Raw genomic sequence first — 17,371 nt, 5'->3', positions numbered from 1 at the left:
CGGAACGAGAGGGGGCTGCTGCTCGCTCACAGGCCGGTCCGGCGGGTCTCGGCGACCTGGATGAGGGTGTCGCGCAGCGCCTCGGCCGCGCCCTGCGTCAGACCGGGGATCTGCACGCCGGTCGTCGCGGCGGCCGTGACCATCTTGAGCTGGGCGATGCCGAACGCGCGGTCGAGCGGACCCTGCGTGATGTCGACCAGTTGCATGCGGCCGTACGGGACGGCGATCATGCGCTGCCAGAGGATCCCCTTGCGGAAGACGATGTCGTCGGCGCGGAGCATGTAGCCGATGGCCTTCGCCTGGCGCGGGAGGATGATGAGCGCGAACACGGTGATCAGCAGGATGATCCCGGCGGGGATCCACACCCACTGCTGGTGCAGCACGACGTTCAGCACGACGGCGGCGACCACGACGATCGCGATGAAGATCACGTTCTGCACGATCTGCGAGACGACATAGCGCGGCGAGATCTGGTGCCACGTGCCGTCGAGCTCGAGGCGGGCCTCGTTGCGTGCCGTGCGCAGCCGTGTGTACGTCCCCTGGTCGAGGGCGTCGAGGTCAGTGCCCTCCGCCGGGTTCAGTGGCGCGGTCTCTGGGTTCTGAGTCATCAGGATCCTTCGGCAGGGTGCAGAACTGCTCGGCGACGAGCGCGGCGATCACGAGGACGATCGCGCTCCCGATCAGGGCCAGCATGGCCACAGTCGACCCTACCTGCGGAACGACGGGACGCGACAGGAGGAACACGAGCAGCCCGGCTCCGAACCCCGCCATGATGGCGCCGAGCAGACTCGAGGCGCGGGCGAGCGTCGCCGCTCTGAGGGCGCGGAAGGGATCGATGCGGATACCCGATCGCACGCTGCGTCGCACCGGCCAGGCGACTCCGAGGGATGCGGCGGCGATCAGCAGGAGGAGAACCGGCAGCAGGAGCGAGGGAGTGAACGTGACGCGCCCCGATGCCGTCAGCAGGTGATCGAGCAGGAAGCCCCCACCGCCGGCGAGCAGCGCGAGGACGACGAGCACGCCCGCAGAGGTGCGCCTCATCCCTCGCCCCGTGCCCGCAACTCCGCCGCGAGGTCGGCGACCTTGCCCCGACCGAGCAGCACCGCATCCTGATCGACGTCCAGCCAGGGGTCGAGCACGAAGAGCCGCTCGGCGGCACGCGGATGCGGCAGCTGCAGACGCGGTTCGTCGGAGATGACATCGCCGTACGCGATCAGGTCGAGGTCGAGGGTGCGGTCGCCCCAGCGCTCCCGACGCTCCCGGCCGTTCTCGTCCTCGATGGCGTGCAGCATCCCGAGAAGGATCTCGGGAGCGAGACGGGTGGTCACCAGTGCCACGGCATTGACGTATCCGGGCGCCTCGGGGTCGGGCCCGTCGAGCCGGAGGGCAACGGTCTCGAACAGTCGGGAGAGGCGCACCTCGCTGACCAGCGGCAGCCGGGCGATCCTCTCGGCGGCCGCCCTGATCGTGTCGCGGCGGTCTCCGAGGTTCGCGCCGAGCGCGACGACGGCGGTGGTCTCCGGGCGCCCGGGGCGAGGATCGGGCATCGCGGGCGGGTTCGCGAGGTTGCGGCTCATCGGATCGTATCCTCCAGCGCGTCGGGCGTTCGGCGGCGATGCACGATGACCGCCACATCGGCGAAGTTCAGCGGAATCGGCGCGTGCGGCTTGTGCACGGTCACGACGACGTCCTGAACCCGCCGGTCCTCGAGACCGACGGCGGCGATCCGCTCGGCGAGTGCCTCGATCAGGTTCACCGGTTCGCCGGCGACGACGGCGGCCACCTTCTCGGCGAGCTCACCGTAGTGCACCGTATCCACCACGTCATCGGAAGCAGCGGCCTGTGCGAGCGACATGCGCAGACGCAGATCGATCGTGAACTCCTGCCCGTCTCGGCGCTCGTGCTCGAAGACGCCGTGACGGCCGAAGACGGTCAGACCGGTGAGGACGATCTCGTCGAGGGACTCCATGCCTCTAGCGTACGGGGCCGCCCCGATGCGCCCTCAGCCTTCCCAGGCGTGCGCGATCGCAAGGGCGTCGCGCGTGCTCGCCACATCATGCACACGCACCGCCCAGACGCCGGCCCTGACCGCCAGAGCACTGGTCACGGCGGTCGCCAGATCGCGTCGGGACTCCGACACCTCTTCTGCGGGACCGCTCTCCTGACGCAGCACATCAGCGAGGAACCTCTTGCGCGACGTGCCGATGAGCACGCGCGGGCCGAGCGCGACGATCTCGTCGAGCCCCCGCAGCACGTCCCAGTTCTGCACGCCCGCCTTCGCGAATCCGATGCCGGGATCGACGATCAGGCGCGACGGAGCGATCCCGGAGGCCGCGGCTTCGCCGATGCGCTCCTGCAGCTCGCCGGCGACCTCACGCGCGACCCGACGGTACTCGGCATTCGCATACATGTCGGCGGAGAAGCCTCGCCAGTGCCCGATCGCGAAATCGGCCCCCGACTCCGCGACGGCCGCGCGCATGTCGGGATCGGCGAGCCCTCCGGACACGTCGTTCACGATCCTGGCGCCCGCCCGCACGGCCGCAGCCGCCGTCGATGCGCTGAGCGTGTCGATGCTGACGGGTACCCCCGCCGCGCTGAGCTGCTCGATCACGGGGATCACACGCTGCTGTTCGACCTCGTCGCCGACGCGGTCGGCACCCGGCCTGGTCGACTCTCCGCCCACATCGAGCACAGCCGCGCCCTCTGCACGCAGTCGCAGCCCGTGGGCGACCGCGCGATCCACGTCGAGATAGCGGCCGCCGTCGCTGAAGGAGTCGGGTGTGACGTTGACGATGCCCCAGATGCCGGTCATCAGCGCGCGGCTCCCCCGAGAGGCACCGATGCGCCGATCAGGGTGATGAGTTCGGCCCGGGCGACGGCATCCGTGTAGTCGCCGCGCGCCGCGATGGTGAGCGTCGAGGCCTCGGTCTGTCGTCCGCCGCGCATCGTGACGCAGCCGTGCACCGCATCGAGCACGACCAGGACGCCTCGGGTGTCGAGGTGTTCCGCGATGATGTCGGCGATCTGCTCGCCGAGTCGCTCCTGCACCTGAGGACGTGCCGCGAGGATCTCGACGACGCGCACGAGTGCCCCCAGCCCCACGACCTGCTCTCCGGGGAGGTAGGCGATATGTGCGTGACCGGCGAAGGGCAGCAGGTGGTGCTCGCAGACGGAGCGGAAGCGGATGTCGCGCAGCAGCACCGCCCCGGACGGCAGGGTGTCGGGTGCGGGACCGCGGGAGACGCTGATGGTGCGTGCGAGCGGCTCGGCCGGGTTTTCTCCGACTCCCGAGAAGAACTCGGAGTACAGCTCGCCCATCCGCGTCGGCGTCTGCTTCAGACCCGGTCGATCCGGGTCCTCGCCGATCGCCTCGAGCAGCTCTCTGGTGAGCCGCTCGACACGCTGCCTGTCGACCGTCACGTCACGCCGTCGCAGGCCGCGGGTGCCCGGCTCCCGCCGAACCCTGCTGCGTGCGCGGCGCGCTGGCCGGAGCCTCGACGGACGCCGCGAGCGAGACGTCCTTCTTCGGCACCTCGATCGGCGGACGCTCGGACACCGGACGCCCTTCGCTCGACAGCCACAGCGGGCGCTCGGGAAGCTTCTTGATCTCGGTGAAGATCTCTGCGATCTGGTTGTGGTCGAGGGTCTCCTCCTCGAGCAGAGCCAGGGCGAGCTTGTCGAGGATGTCGCGGTTCGCGCTGATGACCTCGTACGCCTCGTTGTGCGCCTGCTCGATGAGGGCGCGTACCTCGGCGTCGACCCGCTCCGCGACCTTCTCTGAGTACTCGCGGCCACGGCCCACGTCGCGTGCGACGAACATGTCACCGCCCTCGGTGCCGAGCTTGACCGGTCCGACCTGCGTGGTCATGCCGTACTCGATGACCATCTTGCGGGCGATCGAGGTCGCCTTCTCGATGTCGTTCGAGGCCCCCGTGGTCGGGTCGTGGAACACGATCTCCTCCGCGACGCGGCCGCCCATGGCGTAGGTCAGCTGGTCCTGGAGCTCGTTTCGGGTGACCGAGTACTTGTCGTCCAGCGGCAGCACCATCGTGTAGCCGAGAGCCTTGCCGCGGGGCAGGATCGTGATCTTGGTCACGGGGTCGGTGTAGTTCATCGCCGCTGCCGCGAGCGCGTGGCCGCCCTCGTGGTACGCCGTGATCAGCTTCTCCTTGTCGCGCATGACGCGGGTGCGGCGCTGCGGACCGGCGATCACACGGTCGATCGCCTCGTCGAGAGCGCGGTTGTCGACCAGCTGCGCGTTCGAGCGGGCGGTGAGCAGCGCGGCCTCGTTGAGCACGTTGGCCAGGTCGGCACCGGTGAATCCGGGGGTCTTGCGGGCGACGACTTCGAGGTCGACGCTCTTCGCGAGAGGCTTGCCCTTGCTGTGCACCTCGAGGATCTTCTGCCGGCCCTTGAGGTCGGGGGCGTCGACGCCGATCTGACGGTCGAAGCGCCCGGGACGCAGCAGTGCGGGGTCGAGGATGTCGGGGCGGTTGGTCGCCGCGATCACGATGACGTTCGCGTTCGGGTCGAAGCCGTCCATCTCCACCAGCATCTGGTTGAGGGTCTGCTCGCGCTCGTCGTTGCCGCCGCCCATGCCGGCACCGCGGTGACGGCCGACGGCGTCGATCTCATCGATGAAGATGATGGCGGGGGCGTTCTCCTTGGCCTGGCCGAAGAGGTCGCGCACACGAGAGGCGCCGACGCCGACGAACATCTCGACGAAGTCGGAACCGGAGATCGAGTAGAACGGGGCGCCTGCCTCACCGGCGACGGCGCGGGCGAGGAGGGTCTTGCCGGTTCCTGGAGGGCCGTACAGCAGCACGCCCTTCGGGATGCGGGCTCCGATGGCCTGGAACTTCGCGGGGTCCTGGAGGAACTCCTTGATCTCGTGGAGTTCTTCGATGGCCTCGTCGGCACCGGCGACGTCGGCGAAGGTGACCGTCGGGGTCTCCTTGTTGACGAGCTTGGCCTTGGACTTGCCGAACTGCATGACCTTGCCGCCACCACCCTGCATGGATGACAGCAGCCACCAGAACAGCAGCCCCAGCAGCACGAGCGGAAGAAGGAGCGAGAGGAAGCCGTCGAACCACGTCGCCCGTGGAACGGCGTCGTTGAAGCCGTCCTTCGGAGCCGACTCGTTGATCGCGGTGACCACCTCGTCGGCGCGTGCGTCGACATAGTAGAACTGCACGTCTTCCGAGCCCTTGAAGGGCTTCGAGAGCGTCATGTCCACCCGCTGGTCGCCGTCGGTGTTCACGACCTCTGTGACCGTCGTGCCGGAGAGCAGCTTGAGCCCCTCCTGCGTCGTGATCTGCTTGGGCGCGCCCAGATTGGAGATCAGCAGGAAACCGCCGAACAGGAGCACGCCGATCAGCGCGACGTAGATCAGCGGATTCCGGGTGAGCTTCTTCACATCCATGATCGGATCAGCGTATCGCGCGCGCCCTAGGGGGTCGCTGTGCGTTCACCCACGGCGTAGCGCGCCGCGGTCGTCAGCTGTAGACGTGCGGAGCGAGCACCGCGACGTCGCGCAGGTTGCGGTAGCGCTCGTCATAGTCGAGGCCGTAACCGACGACGAAGTCGGTCGGGATGTCGAAGCCGACGTACTTGCAGTCGATGACGACCTTCGCGGCCTCGGGCTTGCGCAGGAGCGCCAGCACCTCGATCGACTCGGCCCCGCGGGATCCGAAGTTCTCCAGCAGCCAGCTGAGGGTCAGGCCCGAGTCGATGACGTCCTCGACGATCAGCACGTGCTTGCCGTTCAAGTCTGTGTCGAGGTCCTTGCGGATCTGCACGACACCGCTGGACTTGGTGCTCGCGCCGTAGCTCGAGACCGCCATCCAGTCCATCGGAGCGTGGAAGGGCAGTGCCCTGGCGAAATCGGCCATCACCATGACGGCGCCCTTGAGGACGCCGACGAGCACGAGGTCCTTGCCCGCATAGTCCTCAGCGACCTGTGCTGCGAGTTCGTCGAGCTTGGCGAGGATCTGCTCCTCTGTGACGAGAATGCTGGTGAGGTCGTCCTGGATTTCCGCGGCGCGCATGGATCGATTTTAGGCGACGCGATCGGATGCTCGGTTCCAGGTTCGCCGATCCGGAAGGCATCTCCCCATCCCGTGGCATCCGCACTACTGTGAGCGGTGATGTGGGCGGACGCCCCGACGGAAGGATTCACCATGACTCTTGACGACATCCTCAACCAGGTGCCGATCGACGACATCGCCGCGAAGCTGGGCGTCTCGCGGGACGAGGCCAAGGTCGCTGTCGAGCAGGGCGGCGCGGTGCTGCTCGGCGGCCTCGCGCAGAACGCCCGGACCGACGAGGGCTCTGCCGCGATCCAGAACGCGCTGAAGAAGCACGAAGGCGGCACCGATGCCTCGAAGGTCGACGACATCGATCAGGCCGACGGCGGCAAGATCGTCGCGCACATCCTCGGCTCGAAGGAGAAAGAGGTCACCAAGGAGCTCACGGAGTCGAAGGCGACCCCCGGCATCGACTTCGGCAAGCTCCTCCCGATCCTCGCCCCCATCGTGATGGGCCTCATCGCGAACGCGAACAAGGACAAGACGGCGAAGGCGGATGCCGGTGCGGAGAGCTCGGGCGGTATCGGCGATCTCATCGGGGGCATCCTCGGTGGCGGCGACAAGGGCGGCTCCACCGGCGGTGGCATCGGTGACGTGATCGGCGGGCTGCTGGGCGGCGGCAACAGCGGCGGATCCGGCGGCGGCATCGACCTCGGCGGAATCCTCGGCGGCCTCTTCGGCGGCAAGAGGTAGGGAGCCTCAGCGACGAGCGCGTTTCGTCTCGCCTCTCCCGAGACGAAGCGCGCTCAGCGACCGGATGCGGTGAAGACGATGCGGCCGCCGTGGCGCACGACCGAGCACTCGGGAAGGTCGATCGGCCCTTGACCGCTCCAGTCGGTCACCAGTCTCGCGACCTCGATGGTCTGAACCCTCGTCAGGCTCACTCCGAACTCGCTGTCCACGACGAGGCGGATGATCCGGTTGCGCAGTGCTGCCGGGTTCGCGGCGAGGGCCGCCACGCTCACGGAGATCCCCGCTTCCGCGTGCTCGACGATGTCCTCGATCGTCTCGTGGATCATCTCGTCGAACGCCTCCGCATCCTCCCGCAGCTGCTCGGCCGTGCGGGCGAGCGCCTCGGTGATGCCGGGCCCGAGCTCGGCTTCGAGCACGGGGAGAACGCGCTCACGCACCCGGACTCTCGCGTAGCGGTCCTCCAGGTTGTGCGGGTCGTCCCAGGGGTCGAGCCCGGATGCCGCACAGAACGCGCGTGTCGTCTCCCGGCGCACCCCGAGCAGCGGACGCACCCACCGCACGCCGGCGTCATCCTCACGCACCGGGGCCATCCCCTGCAGGCTCGCGGCGCCGGAGCCGCGAGCGAGTCCGAGGAGCACGGTCTCCGCCTGGTCGTCGAGGGTGTGCCCCAACAACACGGCGACAGCGCTGACGTCGGCGGCCGCATCGCGCAGCACACCGTAGCGGGCCTCACGGGCAGCAGCTTCGGGGCCACCCGCCGTCGCGACCTCGACACGTACGATCAATGGGTCGAGGCCCAGTTCGGCAGCCGCGCGCGCCGCTCGGGAGGCCACCTCTGCAGAGTCGTCCTGCAGGCCGTGATCGACCGTCAAGGATGCCGCGCGAAGACCGAGCTTGGGCGCTTCGAAGGCGGTGGCCGCGGCGAGCGCGAGCGAGTCCGCTCCTCCGGAGAGAGCGACGATCACCGTCGAGCCCTCGGGGATCTCGGCGAGCGCGGTGCGCACGGCGAGGCGGATCTCGGCGATGGCGGGAGGAAGTGACGGCACCCTTCCACGCTAGGGCACTCCCCCGATCCGCGCGCTTCCGGATCCGCGCGCGCACGACGATGAAGAACCGTGGCCGGGCTATTCTGACGCCGTGACCGACAACACGCGTGCGCGGCCGTTCCGCACCGAGAGGTTCAAGGCGTTCGTCGATGCCGTCGTGGCGATCGCCATGACACTGCTCATCCTGCCCTTGATGGAGTCGGTCTCCGAAGCCGCCTCCGGCCACATGACCACGGCCGAGTTCCTGGACGAGCACTCGGGTCAGCTGCTGAGCTTCGGCTTGAGCTTCCTCCTCATCGCCACCTTCTGGATGGGGCACCATCGCCAGTACCGCGACGTCGAGCGGATCACCGGGCCGCTGCTGTGGATCAATGTCGCGTGGATGGCCACGATCGTCTGGCTGCCGGTACCCACGGCGATGATCGGCCAGATGGACACCGACGCTCTGCAGGCCGTGGTGTACATCGGCACGCTCATCATGACCCAGGTCACCACCCTCGCCGGTTGGCTCTACCTGGCGCGTCATCGTGAACTCGGCGACGTGTCGACGGAGACCATCCGGCTGGGCGCGATCGGCGACCTCGCGGCGATCATCCTGTTCGCCGCAGCCCTCGCCATCGCGATCGCGGCCTCCCCCAACGGATACGCCGGTCTCTTCCTCCTGCTCCTGAGCGATCCGATGAGCAGGCTGTTGAACCGCCTCTTCCGGAGGACGTCGGGCGAGGACGATGCACCGACCGCCGACGTCGGCCCCTGAGCAGCCGTGCCCACAGCGGTGCGAGCGCCGCGGGTAGGCTAGTCCGCGGCATCCAACCGAACTTTTCCTGAGGAGCACACGCATGGGCGCACACGACGCCGTCATCGAGATTCCGCGCGGCAGCCGCGTGAAGTACGAGGTCGACCACGAGACCGGGCGAGTGCACCTCGACCGCGTGCTCTACACGACCTTCGGCTACCCGGCCGACTACGGCTACTTCGACAACACCCTCGGCGAGGACGGCGACCCGCTCGACGTGCTCGTGCTGCTCGACCACGCCATCTACCCCGGTGTCGTCGTCGAGGTGCGCCCCGTGGCCGTGCTGAAGATGAGCGATGAGGCCGGCGGAGACGACAAGCTCGTCGCCGTGCTCTCGAAGGATCCGCGCTGGGCGCACATCCAGGACATCGACGACATCGCCGAGTACACGAAGAAGGAGATCTCGCACTTCTTCGAGCACTACAAGGACCTCGAGCCCAACAAGTGGGTCAAGGTCGACGAGTGGGGGAACGCCGCCGAGGCGCAGCGCATCCTCGACGAGGCGATCGTGCGTTTCGGCGAACAGGGTCACTGAGCCCTCCGCACGAAGAAGACCCCCGGATCCGCTCAGCGGCCGGGGGTCTTCTTGGTGTCAGGGCGATCGACGCTCAGGCGGATACTCCGCGTGCGGCGAGGAAGGCCACAGGGTTCACCGGGCCGCCGTTGACGTAGACCTCGAAGTGCAGGTGGCAGCCGAAAGAACGCCCGGTGTTTCCCGCATAGGCGATCAGCTGACCGGAGTCGACCCGCTGTCCGGATCGGACGAGGATGCCGCCGTCGCGGATGTGGGCATACCCCGTTCCGATGCCGCCTCCGTGCTGGATGCGGATGTAATTGCCGTAACCGCTGTTCGGACCGGCGTAGTCGACGGTTCCCGAATTCGCGGCGTAGATCGGAGAACCGCAACCGTTGGCGAAGTCGGTGCCGTAGTGGAATGACGAGGAGCAGCCCTGCGAGCCGCACTGCACGGAGCGAGGGCCGTACCCCGAGCTCTTTCCGCCGCCGTGGGGACGGCACCAGCCGCCGGTTCCCTGGCTTCCGCCGCCTCCGCCGCCGCCCGCTGCGGCGGCCGCAGCCGCGGCGGCACGCTCAGCGGCCTCGCGTTCGCGACGGGCCTTCGCCTCGGCTTCGACGCCGGCCTGGTAGCCGGCGACCGTCTGGGTCGTCGCATCCTTGAGAGCGGCGAGCTGCGCCTGCATCGTGGCGAGATTCGCCGACTGCTCGTCCAGAGCGGCCTGAGCCGCATCCGCGGCCTGCTGAGCCGCCACCATCTTCTCTTCGGCGACCTTCTGCAGCCGGTCGCGCTCGTTCCGCGCCACGACGGCCTGGTCGCTGAGGGACTGCGCGGAGTTGCGCGCAGCGACAGCCTTGTCGTAGACGGACTGGTTGTACTCGAGGAGCTTGTCCATCGTGCCGAGGCGCGCGAGCAGCTCGTCGGCATTGCTCGCCGAGCCGGCGAAGAACAGCTCCATCGATGTGTCGTCGCCACCGTTGCGGTAGAGCTGCGCTGCGACCTGTCCCGCCTTGCGGGCGGAGCTGTCGGCGACCGCGGCCTGCTCGTCGGCCTTCGCCTGCATCGAGTCTGCTTCGGTCGCTGCCGCGAAGTATGCCTGCTGAGCGTCGTAGAACTCCTGGGACGCGACCTTGGCCGCAGCCTGCGTCTCGGCCACCTTCTGCGTGAGGGACTGGATCAGCCCCTCGATGCGCGAGACCTCGGCGGCCTTGGCCGCCTCGTTGCTCTTCGCGCGCTGCACGTCGTCCCAACTCGGGTACGAGGCGGCATAGGCGGCGGAGACACCGTTGGTGATGCCGAAGGCGCTCAGTGCGACGACGCCGAGCGCGCCGATGCCGAGAGCACCACGGCGGCTGATGCCGTTCTTGCCGAACGCACGGCGTTCGGTCGGGCTGGGCGCGCAACCGCAGTCCTCGGATGCCGCAGCAACTGCCGCATCCAGCGTGATCTTGTCGTTCACACGGCCCCTTCCGCCGGTTTCACAGTTGCCACACTAACAACAACCTTCACATCCGCACCAGGGGTCATCGCGGCGTCCTCGCCCTCTCCCGACACCTCGATCGTCCCCCCGGAACACGCCCGGGTTGCGGCGCCGCGCCCTCGATTCGCGATTTGCCCGAAACATCCCTTATGCTTGAGCGTCGGCAAGGAAGTCCCCCGGGACTGACTCGGCCCCATCGTTTAGCGGCCTAGGACGCCGCCCTTTCACGGCGGTAGCACGGGTTCGAATCCCGTTGGGGTCACACCTTCCGATATAATTGAAAACAAGTATGGCCCTGTAGCGCAGTTGGTTAGCGTGCCGCCCTGTCACGGCGGAGGTCGCGGGTTCAAGTCCCGTCAGGGTCGCTCCGTGCGATGAGCTCTTTCTTCGGAGAGGGCTCTTCGTCTAGGACGCGACAGGTTCGCCGGTCGCGCGGCTCTGTAGCTCAGTTGGTAGAGCGTTCGACTGAAAATCGAAAGGTCACCGGATCGATGCCGGTCGGAGCCACACGGCTGATCATTACAATCAGCCCAGAAACCCTCGCCTAGCTTCTACATGGCGGGGGTTTTGCTTTGCCCTGATCAGGGTTTTTCTCCGCTCCCCTGGACTGTTCCGACTCGGTCGTTGAACGAGTGAAACTCCGGCTGTCGAGCGAGTGCAGCGAGACTCGACACCTCGACATGAAGCCTGTGCCGATTTGGTGGCGGTTCGACCTCAGATTCGTTCCTCCGGGATGATCACGAATGTCGTCAACGACTCCACGAACAGGAACAACTTGTCGGGAGCTTTGCGGCCCCGCCTGATCTTTCCCCACAGCGCGAACGCAGCGCCAGCAAGATCCTCCACGGAGTCGAGCTGCCAGTGATCAAGCAACCGTCCGAGCATCTCATTGCTGATGTGAATGCTTGGTTCTGTCTTGCTGCCGGTGTTCAACCAGGCTCCGTCGTCGACTGCTTTCGCGTAGCGTATCGTGCCCCAGTACACCCGCTCGCGATCCCGGTACTCAAGATCGACGCGAGACATGTGCGCGCAGTAGTCGGGAACCGTCGTGCGGGTTCCATTGGCCAGGTGGAGCGCCGCCCTCTCCTCTCCAAAGGATGACACCGTAATGAGTAGCCGCAGGAGCCGGTTCAGTTTGAGGCCCGGATAAGAACCACGGGCGGCACCGTCGCGCTCGGTGTAGCTGCGTCCGGGGCGGTCTGAGTCGACGGGCGGTGCGTCGAGGGCGGTGTGACCAATCGCCGACGCATCAGCGCCGCGAAGCGTGAAGCCATGTTTCTTAGCTGCCCGTTCCTCCTCCGTCGTGAGAGCGTCGACCGTTGATGATTCCGTCGTCTGGGAGGCTAAATCGCAGGACTCGTTGTGTGGACGCGCACCGAAACAGGCGGGTCGTCCGTTCCGGGACGGTCGCACGTAGTACGCGTCCGCACCACAATCTGTGCAGATCAAGTCCCGTCTCAACTCTTCGCGGAGCGCTTCATCGAGCTCGGCGAAGGCGCCGGCCAAGTAGGACTCATTGGTTCTTCTCACCGTTGCTAGTTCCATGCCGCGAACCTAGCCAGAACCCCGGACAAGCTTCGAGAACGAGAATCGACGCGGACTGCGATCGGAGAGGCGTTGTCAGATTCGTTCGCTTGGAAATGCGGCTATCTTACGTTGGCCCTCGACGGTGTCATGCGGATCAAGGCACGCGCTACTGTCCCCCAAAGAGGGGACATCCAGACTGCGGAAACGGGCGTACCGTCGGATGTGGGTCGTCATTGACGTAGATGCAGACTCAATGGAGGTTCAAGTGTCGGTAGTCGTTTATTCGCTCTCAGCGCTCGTTGGACTCATTCTTGCCGTCACCGGCGTGATCAAACTGCGGGAGGGTCGACGGCCGCTCGGGCAGGCGATCGAGACGTTCAGAGTTGTGCCGGCTGCAATAGTGCGCCCGATCGCCGCGGTCCTTCCGCCAGTTGAACTTGCCATTGGGCTCGCTCTGTTGGCCGGGATTGCAGGCCCGTGGGCCCTCGCAGCTGTGGCGCTCATCGTGGTCTACACCGCGTCCGTGATCTCCGTCATCACCCGGAAGATCTCCACTGATTGCGGTTGTTTTGGGTCGGTACTTAAGTCACGAGCGAATTGGGTCGTGGTTGGCCGCAATCTAGTCCTCCTTCTGCTTCTTGCGCCTTCCCTCCTTTGGCCAATCACCGGCTTCGTGGACGCATGGGTCGGATGGGCCCTCGTCGGGCTCGGATTCCTCATCGGGCTCGTTCGGATGTTCACACCAGTTCGCCACTCGCAGAAAACACAAGAAGGATCTGCGCCTCAGAGCAGAGTCGCAGTGAACCAGATTGGAGATTGATCGTGGATATGAAACGTAGATCGTTCATCGGAATCGGAATCGGCGGCCTCGCGGCCATGGTCTTCCCAGAGCTGGCAAGCGCTCGATCGGGTGCCTCTTCTGCGGCGAGCGAGACCGCAGACACGCCATGGCAGTGGCAGCCGAGAGACGCGCGGGCAGCTACGGAGGAGGAACGCTCGAAGTACCTTGCCCTCTTCGAGAGCGATCTCGAGAGCATGGAACGCAGCTACGGAGCACGCATGAAAGGACAGCCCCTGACTATGTCGATCTCCGAGAGCGTCTACGGCACGGTGGTGGCCTTCGGAGCGGCTCTGGTCACGGCACGAATTTACGCTCGGCATGTTGAGCTCTCACCTGAGGGGAAAGTCGTTCGCGCGGCAACGACAACGTTCGCTGTATCCGAAGACATGGAGACCATGAGCCTGTACTCCATGGGCCCCGATGCCCGCTCCGCAGTTGCTAGCCGGGCTCAGTTCGACGCCACAGCCGCTGCGAGTTGCCCTCCAGGTAAGCACTCGTGTCGCACCTGTTCCGATCTCAACACAGGAGGAGTTCTGGCATGTTGCGGCGGCTGTGCGTGGGCGGCCGGGAATCCATACGCCCTGCTGTCTTGCGTTATTATCATGTGCTCAGTCTGTGCATCACAGAACTGCAGGAGGTGGACCTATGCGTGCTGTGGCGTCTGAACAGGACCGACTCGCGACGGATGATACGGGCGTCAGGCCGTCTCGGACGGCTAGGTGGGTGCTTCTGGCGCTGACGCTCGCGTTCAACATCTTCGCGACGTACTACTACCTCGCGACGGCCGACGTCACGAACCCGACCGTTCTGATCGTCGGTCTCGTGATCCTATGGGCTGTCTGGATGGCTTTGTTGATCGTCACCCTTGCCGCGCGCCCGGGGACGCGAGTGGACCGTCTCGCGATCAGCGCCGCCACTGCTTGTGTTGTCATCAGCGCGGCCCTGTACTTCCTAGTCTGATCAAACGCACCGTCCGGGGAGTGGAACTTCCAGACGTTAAGCGAGCGCAGCCGAGACAAAACACCCTCGACACGGAGTTTTGTGCCGGTTTTTATGCTGGTCGCGCGATCGGGTGATGGTAGAGCACCATGTCGAACTCTGGCCCTAGAAAGAAGCTGGACCCGTCGGCCAGTGTTCACTGGGCGGGTCCGCAGTCCAAGGGTACCGTGCGCCCTCAGAAGTCCGGCATGAGGTCACCCTCCCGGCTGCTCCGCTCGACGCGGGCGAGAGTCTCCTCGACCCCGAGGTGTCCGTCCGTCAGATACCGCCTGCGCTGGGTGAGCGTAAGTTCCGGAGGCAAAGATCCGACGCGTGCTGCAATTAGTACGCGTCCTTCCTCGACGCCGATGGGTACGTATGTAAGTTCGTTGTCCCACACGAAATCGACGTAGACACCGTTGTTGGGATGGAAGCGCCCAGAATCCCAGATGTAAACGTACGTCCGCAGTTCAGAGTCCACAACGCAGAGCCGCAGGAGCCTTTCCCCTGCTAGCACGCGCAACAGCCTCCAAGCACTGGTTCCGGAGAACACCTCGACACCGCTCATCGCGCGTCCTTCCGCCTCAGCGAGAGTCGCTCGTCCCACTCCCAAACGTTGGCAGGGACATCGCCGTTGAACACGGGGCGGATTTCGGCAGGAGCCTTGCTGTACGAGTTGCCCAGCAGACCACGACGATCCGCCGGGACCAACAAGCCCGTCTCGCCCGGCAGCTCGAACCATCCGGTGAGCACGCTCATGTCCGGGTCCCACCCGAATTTGGACCGTTCCGCGAATTCCGCCACCGAGTCTGCGAAGTCCTGCATCGCACGTCGGTGGGTCCCGCGGTTCACCCCCCTCAGCACCGTCAGCACGTCCTCGTACCGCCCGTTGGACTCGCCCGACACCCTCACCGGGTTCGAGCAGTATCCGGCGCGAGAAGCACCGTGGAGCCACTGATCGAACTCCAGGCTCCGGAGACGCCGAGCAGCGGAGACTCCGAGGTTCATCGCTCAGCCACCACTACAGGAACCGCACAGCCCAGGTCACAAATCGAACGATCGGAGTCATGACTCCAGATCACGCGACAAATGGCGTCACTCTGTCCGGACTGTCTCCGAACCTGCTGCCATTGAAGGGTCTGCGCGTCAGTGCATGCGTCGTTGGCAAGGGTTCCCCCGTAGAGATCGAGGTCAGTCTGCGCTCCCAGCGTGGGCAGGTCGTAGACCGCCGTCCAACCAGGACCGCTCTCTTCACGCTCAACCCCGAGATTGCAGGGCGCAGACCAAGCGCTCAGCTCCGTCGTCCGCGAGTTGTCCGCCGTTCCCGGAGCCGTACCTGACGTGCATCCTGTCGCAGTCACGACGGCCACAAGGCCGAGGATCGCGATGCTCGAGTGCTGGATATTCATGATTCCTCCTGAGTGTCTGAAGAACGACGCGACTGCCTCGTTCTGGGGGCGCGCTTGGGCTCGCGCAGAGCTTCTGGAATGACGATCGGGATCTGGGTAGGCGCGAAGTACGACAGAGCCGCATCGCGGATCTGCTCGTCTGGAACGTGAGCAGCCCGAACTCGCATTGGTGGAGTCCCGTCCTCGGGCACGACGTATGCGACACCCGGTGTAGCTGGCGAGATCTCGTGGCACCGCGCACCACCCTCGACCGCCCCATCGCCCAAGACCATCGCTGTCTCTGTGCGGTCGCGAAGGCGAAGCCCGATCGTTTGGGTGAACAGCCCACGCGCGGGCAACGTCTCCTTGCGGGGATCCTGCAAGCAAGCAAAGACGACGAAGCCAACTGCTCGGCCTTGAGACGCGAGGGTTGCCAAGGCAGCGTTGGCTCGACGCAGAAGATCGCGGTCCGTCTCATACGCGGTGAGCGCCGCGAGTTCGTCGATCAGGATGATGACCAGCGGACTGTCAACGCTCGCGACGTGCTGACGGGTGTGACCTGCTACACACGTTCGACTGACCTGGGGCGGATCGCTTCAGATATCTCAGGTGCTCGCGATCATCTTGCCGGGGTACGGAGAATTCACTCGCGAGACGGCAAACCTCGTCAGTGGAGTCCCTGGTCTACGTCTGGCAGAGCTCAACGGTGTTCATCAGTTCGATGAGAACCAGGCACGGTTGCTTTGGTCCTCCTCAACAGACGTAACCTTGGCGCTTTCGCGCAGCCCTCGGCTACCTTGGGTCGACCGAGTGCCCGCGTGAGTCGCGAGCTGTGAGAACTTTCTTTACTCATTCAAGGCCGGCCTAGCGGCCGGCTGCGCGGATTGGGGTGCCGCGCTCCGGTGCGTCCGGTCCTCGCTCCGCTGCGGTCCGGGCGCTCCTCGGCGGTACCCCAATCCGCATCAACTCCGCCCTATGCTTGGCCCATGACAGACATCGACCTCCTGGCGAATGAAAGCAGCGAGGAACCACCCCTCTTTGTCGCTCCACGTTTCCTGAGCATCGAACTGACCAACTTCCTGTCTTACAAGTCCGCTCAACTCGACCTCTCGGACTTCACCGCCCTCGTCGGCCCAAACGCTAGCGGCAAGTCCAACGCTGTCAAGGCATTCCGCCTACTACGCGACATCCCTACATACGGGCTCCCGGTAGCACTTGCCCGGCACGGCGGCTACGACCAACTACGTCACCGAAGCAACGGGCGTCCCAACGAACCTGCATTGCGGCTGACCTTCGCCTTTGACGACGCCCCTCCGTCCTACTACGAACTCTCGCTCGCCTCCGTCAGCGGCAAACGCTACAAGGTGAAACGCGAACGTGCGGTGATCAACTACGGCTCTCGGGGTGCGAGAATCTACTTCGACAGCGACGGCCAGCGCGTTCTGTCCTCCGAGCGAGGAGAAGATTCACCGGGCAACGTTATTCCGCCGGGTCAAAGCGCACTCACGACAGGCCCTCTGGCGGCGTTCGTCGTGTACAACGCCCTGCGGTCGATCCAGACCATCGAGATCAATCCAGCTCTCGTTGGGGGTCTTCAGGAACCGTCGTCGACAGGCGAGTTTGACCCGGCCGGCTCAAACACCGCAAGCGTTTTCGAATCCCTCTCACAGGACGACCGACAGATAGTTGCAGAAAGGCTGTCGGCAATCGTTCCGGGGATAGTTCGCATCGAGCCCCGGAGCTTCACCGACCAACAGACACTCGCGTTCATTCAGGCGACCGGAAACGGAAATCGGGAGTTCTTGGCGAAGCAGATGTCTGATGGAACGCTCCGAGCGTTTGCGATTATGCTCGCCCTCGCCCAAGAAGCCCGGCCGCGATTGATCGTTATCGAGGAACCTGAGGTCGCGATCCACCTTGGCGCGCTTCAAAGCCTCGTAGAAATACTGCGAGCGGAGTCAGCAACCACCCAGGTCCTGATCACAACCCACAGCGCCGACATCATCGATGAAGTTCCTGTCG

At 65.6% G+C, this 17,371-nt stretch carries 18 protein-coding genes, 3 tRNA genes and 1 pseudogene; 9 read left to right on the top strand and 13 right to left on the bottom strand.

The annotated features are described in order from the left end of the window. Positions 1-26: 26 nt before the first annotated feature. The 8 genes from ACIQLD_RS15165 to hpt form a co-directional block, all read right to left on the bottom strand. The gene (locus tag ACIQLD_RS15165; RefSeq protein WP_402609223.1) at positions 27-608 is read right to left on the bottom strand and encodes a PH domain-containing protein; all 582 of its coding nucleotides are present in this window, start codon (positions 606-608) and stop codon (positions 27-29) included. After that, a complete protein-coding gene (locus ACIQLD_RS15160; RefSeq protein ID WP_402609221.1) occupies positions 559-1,041 on the bottom strand; it encodes a DUF3180 domain-containing protein in 483 nt (160 codons plus the stop codon). The genes ACIQLD_RS15165 and ACIQLD_RS15160 overlap by 50 nt, the downstream gene beginning before the upstream one ends. After that, positions 1,038-1,577: a 2-amino-4-hydroxy-6-hydroxymethyldihydropteridine diphosphokinase gene (gene folK, locus ACIQLD_RS15155; RefSeq protein ID WP_402609219.1), complete on the bottom strand. Its 540-nt coding sequence runs from the start codon at positions 1,575-1,577 to the stop codon at positions 1,038-1,040. The genes ACIQLD_RS15160 and folK overlap by 4 nt, the downstream gene beginning before the upstream one ends. After that, positions 1,574-1,969, bottom strand: coding sequence for a dihydroneopterin aldolase (folB, locus tag ACIQLD_RS15150; RefSeq protein ID WP_402609217.1), 396 nt, complete (start codon positions 1,967-1,969; stop codon positions 1,574-1,576). Before folB ends, folK begins: the two co-directional genes overlap by 4 nt. A gap of 33 nt (positions 1,970-2,002) precedes the next feature. Continuing rightward, on the bottom strand, positions 2,003-2,812 hold the full coding sequence (gene folP, locus ACIQLD_RS15145; protein ID WP_402609216.1) for a dihydropteroate synthase: 810 nt from the start codon (positions 2,810-2,812) through the stop codon (positions 2,003-2,005). Beyond that, entirely contained in the window at positions 2,812-3,420 is a 609-nt protein-coding gene (gene folE / locus ACIQLD_RS15140; RefSeq protein ID WP_402609214.1) for a GTP cyclohydrolase I, read from the bottom strand. The genes folP and folE overlap by 1 nt, the downstream gene beginning before the upstream one ends. 1 nt (position 3,421) lies before the next feature. Then, complete coding sequence (ftsH, locus tag ACIQLD_RS15135; RefSeq protein ID WP_402609212.1) at positions 3,422-5,422, bottom strand: ATP-dependent zinc metalloprotease FtsH; 2,001 nt, start codon at positions 5,420-5,422, stop codon at positions 3,422-3,424. A 73-nt stretch (positions 5,423-5,495) separates the two neighbouring features. Then, the gene (gene hpt / locus ACIQLD_RS15130; RefSeq protein WP_021198722.1) at positions 5,496-6,047 is read right to left on the bottom strand and encodes a hypoxanthine phosphoribosyltransferase; all 552 of its coding nucleotides are present in this window, start codon (positions 6,045-6,047) and stop codon (positions 5,496-5,498) included. Positions 6,048-6,179: 132 nt separating this feature from the next. Between hpt and ACIQLD_RS15125 the strand changes: the two genes are divergently transcribed. Beyond that, the gene (locus ACIQLD_RS15125) at positions 6,180-6,779 is read left to right on the top strand and encodes a DUF937 domain-containing protein (protein ID WP_402609209.1); all 600 of its coding nucleotides are present in this window, start codon (positions 6,180-6,182) and stop codon (positions 6,777-6,779) included. 53 nt (positions 6,780-6,832) lie between these two features. On the opposite strand, the gene tilS is transcribed toward ACIQLD_RS15125, so the two are convergent. Beyond that, a complete protein-coding gene (gene tilS, locus ACIQLD_RS15120; RefSeq protein ID WP_402609207.1) occupies positions 6,833-7,825 on the bottom strand; it encodes a tRNA lysidine(34) synthetase TilS in 993 nt (330 codons plus the stop codon). Positions 7,826-7,916: 91 nt separating this feature from the next. Between tilS and ACIQLD_RS15115 the strand changes: the two genes are divergently transcribed. Together ACIQLD_RS15115 and ACIQLD_RS15110 are read left to right on the top strand one after the other, a co-directional pair. After that, on the top strand, positions 7,917-8,582 hold the full coding sequence (locus ACIQLD_RS15115; protein WP_402609205.1) for a TMEM175 family protein: 666 nt from the start codon (positions 7,917-7,919) through the stop codon (positions 8,580-8,582). An 82-nt stretch (positions 8,583-8,664) separates the two neighbouring features. Continuing rightward, a complete protein-coding gene (locus ACIQLD_RS15110) occupies positions 8,665-9,156 on the top strand; it encodes an inorganic diphosphatase (RefSeq protein WP_021198726.1) in 492 nt (163 codons plus the stop codon). Positions 9,157-9,229: 73 nt separating this feature from the next. Here ACIQLD_RS15110 and ACIQLD_RS15105 read toward each other — a convergent pair whose 3' ends face one another. Further along, positions 9,230-10,594, bottom strand: a complete 1,365-nt coding sequence (locus ACIQLD_RS15105; protein WP_402609203.1) for a peptidoglycan DD-metalloendopeptidase family protein — start codon at positions 10,592-10,594, stop codon at positions 9,230-9,232. Between the two features lie 210 nt (positions 10,595-10,804). Between ACIQLD_RS15105 and ACIQLD_RS15100 the strand changes: the two genes are divergently transcribed. From ACIQLD_RS15100 to ACIQLD_RS15090, 3 genes are all read left to right on the top strand, one after another. Next, positions 10,805-10,877: transfer RNA gene (locus ACIQLD_RS15100), tRNA-Glu, on the top strand. Between the two features lie 29 nt (positions 10,878-10,906). After that, positions 10,907-10,980 (top strand) — tRNA-Asp (locus ACIQLD_RS15095). Between the two features lie 69 nt (positions 10,981-11,049). After that, positions 11,050-11,122 (top strand) — tRNA-Phe (locus ACIQLD_RS15090). Between the two features lie 207 nt (positions 11,123-11,329). On the opposite strand, the gene ACIQLD_RS15085 is transcribed toward ACIQLD_RS15090, so the two are convergent. Continuing rightward, entirely contained in the window at positions 11,330-12,160 is an 831-nt protein-coding gene (locus ACIQLD_RS15085) for a hypothetical protein (RefSeq protein WP_402609202.1), read from the bottom strand. 235 nt (positions 12,161-12,395) lie between these two features. Between ACIQLD_RS15085 and ACIQLD_RS15080 the strand changes: the two genes are divergently transcribed. Together ACIQLD_RS15080 and ACIQLD_RS15075 are read left to right on the top strand one after the other, a co-directional pair. Beyond that, on the top strand, positions 12,396-12,962 hold the full coding sequence (locus ACIQLD_RS15080; protein WP_402609200.1) for a MauE/DoxX family redox-associated membrane protein: 567 nt from the start codon (positions 12,396-12,398) through the stop codon (positions 12,960-12,962). Between the two features lie 744 nt (positions 12,963-13,706). After that, positions 13,707-13,943 (top strand): hypothetical protein, encoded by a 237-nt coding sequence (locus ACIQLD_RS15075; protein ID WP_402609199.1) that lies wholly within the window; start codon positions 13,707-13,709, stop codon positions 13,941-13,943. A gap of 214 nt (positions 13,944-14,157) precedes the next feature. Here ACIQLD_RS15075 and ACIQLD_RS15070 read toward each other — a convergent pair whose 3' ends face one another. Together ACIQLD_RS15070 and ACIQLD_RS15065 are read right to left on the bottom strand one after the other, a co-directional pair. Beyond that, on the bottom strand, positions 14,158-14,529 hold the full coding sequence (locus tag ACIQLD_RS15070; protein WP_402609197.1) for a hypothetical protein: 372 nt from the start codon (positions 14,527-14,529) through the stop codon (positions 14,158-14,160). After that, complete coding sequence (locus tag ACIQLD_RS15065; RefSeq protein WP_402609195.1) at positions 14,526-14,720, bottom strand: hypothetical protein; 195 nt, start codon at positions 14,718-14,720, stop codon at positions 14,526-14,528. The genes ACIQLD_RS15070 and ACIQLD_RS15065 overlap by 4 nt, the downstream gene beginning before the upstream one ends. Positions 14,721-16,335: 1,615 nt before the next feature. Here ACIQLD_RS15065 and ACIQLD_RS15060 point away from each other — a divergent pair. Continuing rightward, a pseudogene (locus ACIQLD_RS15060) lies at positions 16,336-17,346 on the top strand (AAA family ATPase); the annotation flags it as partial. Positions 17,347-17,371: the final 25 nt, after the last annotated feature.

This window comes from Microbacterium sp. NPDC091662, from assembly GCF_044756705.1.
Classification (GTDB): domain Bacteria; phylum Actinomycetota; class Actinomycetes; order Actinomycetales; family Microbacteriaceae; genus Microbacterium.
Note: the sequence above shows the minus strand (reverse complement) of the source record. Positions and strands in the feature narration are given on the sequence as shown.